Source organism: Kitasatospora sp. NPDC058406 (assembly GCF_042722765.1).
In the GTDB taxonomy this organism is placed as follows: Bacteria; Actinomycetota; Actinomycetes; order Streptomycetales; family Streptomycetaceae; genus Kitasatospora.
In genome coordinates, this window is sequence record NZ_JBHXKE010000414.1 from 1 (window position 1) to 4,597 (window position 4,597).

The 4,597-nt window shown below is 74.3% G+C and carries 4 protein-coding genes; 1 reads left to right on the forward strand and 3 read right to left on the reverse strand.

Annotated elements, in window-relative coordinates:
• Window positions 1–83: 83 nt before the first annotated feature.
• The 3 genes from ACFWOG_RS39705 to ACFWOG_RS39715 all read right to left on the reverse strand — a co-directional run bounded on the left by ACFWOG_RS39705 (window position 84) and on the right by ACFWOG_RS39715 (window position 3,287).
• Entirely contained in the window at window positions 84–1,334 is a 1,251-nt protein-coding gene (locus ACFWOG_RS39705) for a ribonuclease D (RefSeq protein WP_329876431.1), read from the reverse strand.
• 251 nt (window positions 1,335–1,585) lie between these two features.
• Window positions 1,586–2,305: a response regulator transcription factor gene (locus ACFWOG_RS39710; RefSeq protein ID WP_327681609.1), complete on the reverse strand. Its 720-nt coding sequence runs from the start codon at window positions 2,303–2,305 to the stop codon at window positions 1,586–1,588.
• Between the two features lie 319 nt (window positions 2,306–2,624).
• On the reverse strand, window positions 2,625–3,287 hold the full coding sequence (locus ACFWOG_RS39715; RefSeq protein WP_329948616.1) for a DUF3000 domain-containing protein: 663 nt from the start codon (window positions 3,285–3,287) through the stop codon (window positions 2,625–2,627).
• 247 nt (window positions 3,288–3,534) lie between these two features.
• On the opposite strand from ACFWOG_RS39715, the gene hemE reads away from it, so the two are divergent.
• Complete coding sequence (gene hemE / locus ACFWOG_RS39720) at window positions 3,535–4,548, forward strand: uroporphyrinogen decarboxylase (protein WP_329876460.1); 1,014 nt, start codon at window positions 3,535–3,537, stop codon at window positions 4,546–4,548.
• Window positions 4,549–4,597: the final 49 nt, after the last annotated feature.

Consider the following 4,597-nt stretch of genomic DNA (forward strand, 5'->3'; position numbering starts at 1 on the left):
GTGCTCGGGGTGGTCCGGCCGGGGTCGGGGGTTGGGGGTTTGACCCCCCCGGGTGTTCAACCCCCCCCCCCGCGTCCGACCGCTCAGTCCTGCTGCTCGGCGGCGGCGGCCTCCGCGAAGGCCGTGGCCAGCGCGGGCGCGACCAGGTCCACCTGCCACTGGCGGGCGCCCAGCCGGCGCAGCGCCGCGGCCACCTCCCCGGCGCCGGCGCCGGCCGGCGGCTCCCACGCGACCCGGCGGACGAGGTCCGGCGTGATCAGGTTCTCGGCGGGGAGGTTGTGCGACTCGGCCAGATCGGTGACGGCGGCCCGCGCGCCGGTCAGCCGGGCGGCGGCCACCGGGTCCTTCTCGGCCCAGGCCCGCGGCGGCGGGGGGCCGTCGTGCGGCGCCGCGGACGGCGGCAGCTGGTTCTCCGGCACCTCCCGGCCGCGCTGGACGGCGGCCAGCCACTGCTCCAGCTGGCGCCGGTGCACCCGCGGGCCGAAGCCCTGGACGCCCTGGAGCGCGGCGATGTTCAGGGGCATGGCCAGCGCGGCGTTGACGATCGCCGCGTCCGAGAGCACCCGGCCCGGCGAGACGTCCCGTTCCTGGGCCATCCGGTCGCGGGCCAGCCAGAGCTCGCGCACCACGGCCAGCTGGCGCCGCCGGCGCACCTTGTGCAGCTGCGAGGTGCGGCGCCACGGGTCGGTCCGCGGGGCGGGGCGGGGCGCCGCGGCGATCGCGGCGAACTCCTCCAGGGCCCAGTCGAGCTTGCCCTGGGCGTCCAGCTCCCGTTCGAGCGCGTCGCGCAGCTCGACCAGCACCTCGACGTCCAGAGCGGCGTAGCGGAGCCACGGTTCGGGCAGCGGCCGGGTGGACCAGTCGACCGCGGAGTGCTCCTTGGCCAGGCTCAGCCCGAGCACGCTCTCGGTCATCGGCCCGAGTCCGACCCGCGCGAAGCCGGCGATCCGCCCGGCCAGCTCGGTGTCGAACAGCCGCCGGGGTCTCATGCCGACCTCGGCCAGGCAGGGCAGGTCCTGGGTGGCGGCGTGCACCACCCATTCGGTGTCCGCGAGGGCCTCGCCCAGCCCGCTGAGGTCGGGGCAGGCGATGGGGTCGATCAGCGCGGTACCGGCGCCCGCGCGGCGCAGCTGGATGAGGTACGCCCGTTGGCCGTAGCGGTAGCCGGAGGCCCGCTCGGCATCGACGGCGACCGGTCCGGTTCCCGCGGCGAAGGCGGCGACGGTGGCGGCAAGCGCCTGCTCGTCCGCCACGACCGGAGGGATCCCCTCCTTCGGCTCCAGGAGCGGGACCGGGGCTGCTTCTTCTGGGATGGCTGCTACGGCGTCGGTCACCTACCAAGGGTACGACGGTCCCCGCAGCCGGGAGTGTTGTCGGACTGGTCAGACCGCTTTGTGACCTGCCCGTGCGCCTCCGGGGCGCCCTGATCGGGTGTCGACGGCCGCCGATCCGGAGCGGGGCCGTCCACGGCTCCGCCCCGGGGAGACATCTTCCCGGGGCGGAGCCGTGGATCACGAGCGGCCCGGAGACGGGCGGGCGACGGTACAGAAACGTTCCTCCAGGCCGCCGCGGCGGTCCACCAGGGTCAGTGGATGATGCCGGTGCGCAGGGCGACCGCGACCATCCCGGCGCGGTCCCCGGTGCCCAGCTTGCGGGCGATCCGGGCGAGGTGGCTCTTCACCGTGAGCGCGGAGAGGCCCATCGCCACGCCGATCGCCTTGTTCGACTGGCCCTCGGCGACCAGCCGCAGCACCTCCACCTCCCGGCCGGAGAGCTCGCGGTAGGCGGCCTGCTGGGCTCCCGGCGCACCGGGGGCCCCGGGCGCGCCGCCCGGAGCGCCGGCCGCACCGGGCATGCCCGGCATGCCGGGGCGCCGCATCCGTCCGGCGAGGCCGCCGGCGCCGAGGGGGAGGCCGGGGCGACCCGGCATCGCGACGTTGGTGCGGGTGCCGGTGACGACGTAGCCCTTCACACCGCCGGCCAGCGCGCTGCGGACCGCGCCGATGTCGTCGGCGGCGGACAGCGCGAGCCCGTTGGGCCAGCCCGCGGCGCGGGTCTCGGCGAGGATGGTGAGTCCGGAGCCGTCGGGGAGGTGGACGTCGGCGACGCAGATGTCGCGGGGGGTGGAGACCCGGGGGCGGGCCTCGGCGATCGAGGACACCTCGATCACGTCCCGGACGCCGAGCGCCCAGAGGTGGCGGGTGACGGTGTTTCGGACGCGGGGATCGGCGATGACCACCATGGCGGTGGGCTTGGTCGGCCGGTAGGCGACCACGTTTGCGGGGTGCTCAAGAAGGACCGACACCAGGCCTCCTGCGGGGAGTGGCGGACGGAACCCCGAGGGGGCGGTCGGAGTGTTCCGCGTTCGGAAAGGGTCACAGTCTGCTTCGGCATCATCCGTGCCCGGCTTTAGCGAAAGATCACGATCTAGTGAGTAACAATACGGACAAATCGCGCAAGTGACTGATACGAGGTGCCTGGAAATCGCACAAAATCGATCAGATCGATCGCGGAGTGGTCAGGTTCGAGCGGTTCGTTGACGGAGGGCCCGCGTGGGATCACACGTCGTCAGCCCTGGAGGACGTGCCGGGCACGGCGGCGCCGGGCATCCCGGGCGCCACTCGTCAGTGCGAGCGCGGGCGCCGTCGCGCGGGCATCGGGACCACTCCACCGAGTGACGCGACGTCGGCCGGTGACTGCGGGGCCGGGGCGACCGGCGGCAGACCCGCGCTGATGCAGAGCAGGTCCCCCCAGGCCGCGAGGTGCCGTTCGAAACGGCCGTCGGCCGGCGTCCAGGACGCCCGGATCTCGATCTCGGTGCTGGACTCGCGGTCCGCCAGCCCGCCGAAGTACTGCGAGGCGCACCGGGTCACCGTGCCGGAGGTCTCCGCGTACCCGGCGCCGTGCGCCTGCAACGCGTCGAGCAGCCAGGCCCAGCCGACCTCGGAGAGCATCGGGTCGCCGGCCATCTCCGGTTCCAGCTCCGCCCGGGTCATGGTGACCACGCGGAAGTCCCCGTTCCAGGCCTCCTGGCCGGCGGGGTCGTGCAGCAGCACCAGCCGGCCGTCGGCGAGCTCCTCGCCGTCGACCTCGACGGCGGCGGTCACCGCGAACGCGAACGGGGCGAGCCGGCGCGGCGCGGGGGCGGGGGAGAGGACGACCTCGGGGCGGAGCCGCGCTCCGGAGAACGCCTCCACGGCGGCCCGGAACTCGCTCGGCGCCGCCTCCCGACCCGTTCCGCCACCTGCTCCGCCACCCTGTGCGGGGTGCCCTCCGACCGCTGCCATGACCCGAAGACTAGGTCGAAAACTCGGTTAATCGCCGCAACTTCTTTCCGCGCGGCGCGCCGGGAGGGCAATCCGGCCAGATCTTGGAGGAACCGACGAGACCGGGCGAGGGGGCCGGTCCGGGGCGCGTGCGAAGATTTGGGGCGTGAGCGAGACAACGGCAGACACCACGGCAGCCGCCCAGGCAGGCGCCGCCCCCGGCCAGCAGCCCCCCGCGCGCCGCGGCGCCGCGTACGACTCCGCGTTCCTGCGGGCCTGCCGGCACGAGCCGGTACCGCACACCCCGGTGTGGTTCATGCGCCAGGCCGGCCGCTCGCTGCCCGAGTACCTGAAGGTCCGCGAGGGCATCCCCATGCTGGAGTCCTGCATGCGGCCCGAGCTGGTCAAGGAGATCACCCTCCAGCCGGTGCGCCGGCACCAGGTGGACGCGGCGATCTTCTTCAGCGACATCGTGGTGCCGCTCAAGGCGGTCGGCATCGACGTCGACATCAAGCCCGGCATCGGTCCGGTCATCGCCGACCCGATCCGTACCTTCGAGGACCTCCGGCGGCTGCGCCCGCTGGAGCCGGACGACGTCCCCTACATCACCGAGGCGATCGGCCTGCTCGTCGACGAGCTCGGCTCCACCCCGCTGATCGGCTTCGCCGGCGCGCCCTACACGCTGGCCAGCTACCTGGTCGAGGGCGGCCCGTCCAAGAACCACGAGAACACCAAGGCCATGATGTACGGCGAGCCCGAGCTGTGGGCCGCCCTGGTCGACCGGCTGGCCGACATCACCTCGGCCTTCCTCAAGGTGCAGATCGAGGCGGGCGTCTCCGCGGTCCAGCTCTTCGACTCCTGGGTCGGCGCGCTCGCTCCGGACGACTACCGGCGCTCGGTCATGCCGGCCAGCACCAAGGTGTTCGACGCCGTCGCCGGCTACGGCGTCCCGCGGATCCACTTCGGCGTCGGCACCGGCGAGCTGCTCGGCCTGATGGGCGAGGCCGGCGCGGACGTGGTCGGCGTCGACTGGCGGGTCCCGCTGGACGTCGCCGCCGAGCGGGTCGGCCCCGGCAAGGCCCTGCAGGGCAACCTCGACCCGGCCGTGCTGTTCGCTCCGACCCGGGCCGTCGAGGCCAAGGCGCGCGAGGTGCTGCAGGCCGCCCGGGCGCTCGGCACCAGCGGCCACATCTTCAACCTCGGCCACGGAGTGCTGCCCAGCATGGACCCGGACGCGCTCAGCCGCCTCGTCGCCTTCGTCCACGAGTCCAGCGCCCGCTGAGGTCTGCGGGCCGGCGCCCGCCGGTACGGCGGCGGGACCTCCCGGAGGG

What these genes read in the sequence shown, in the direction of transcription:
- ACFWOG_RS39715 (WP_329948616.1), bottom strand. Translation starts at nt 3,287, where the DNA reads ATGGCAGCGGTCGGAGGGCACCCCGCACAGGGTGGCGGAGCAGGTGGC.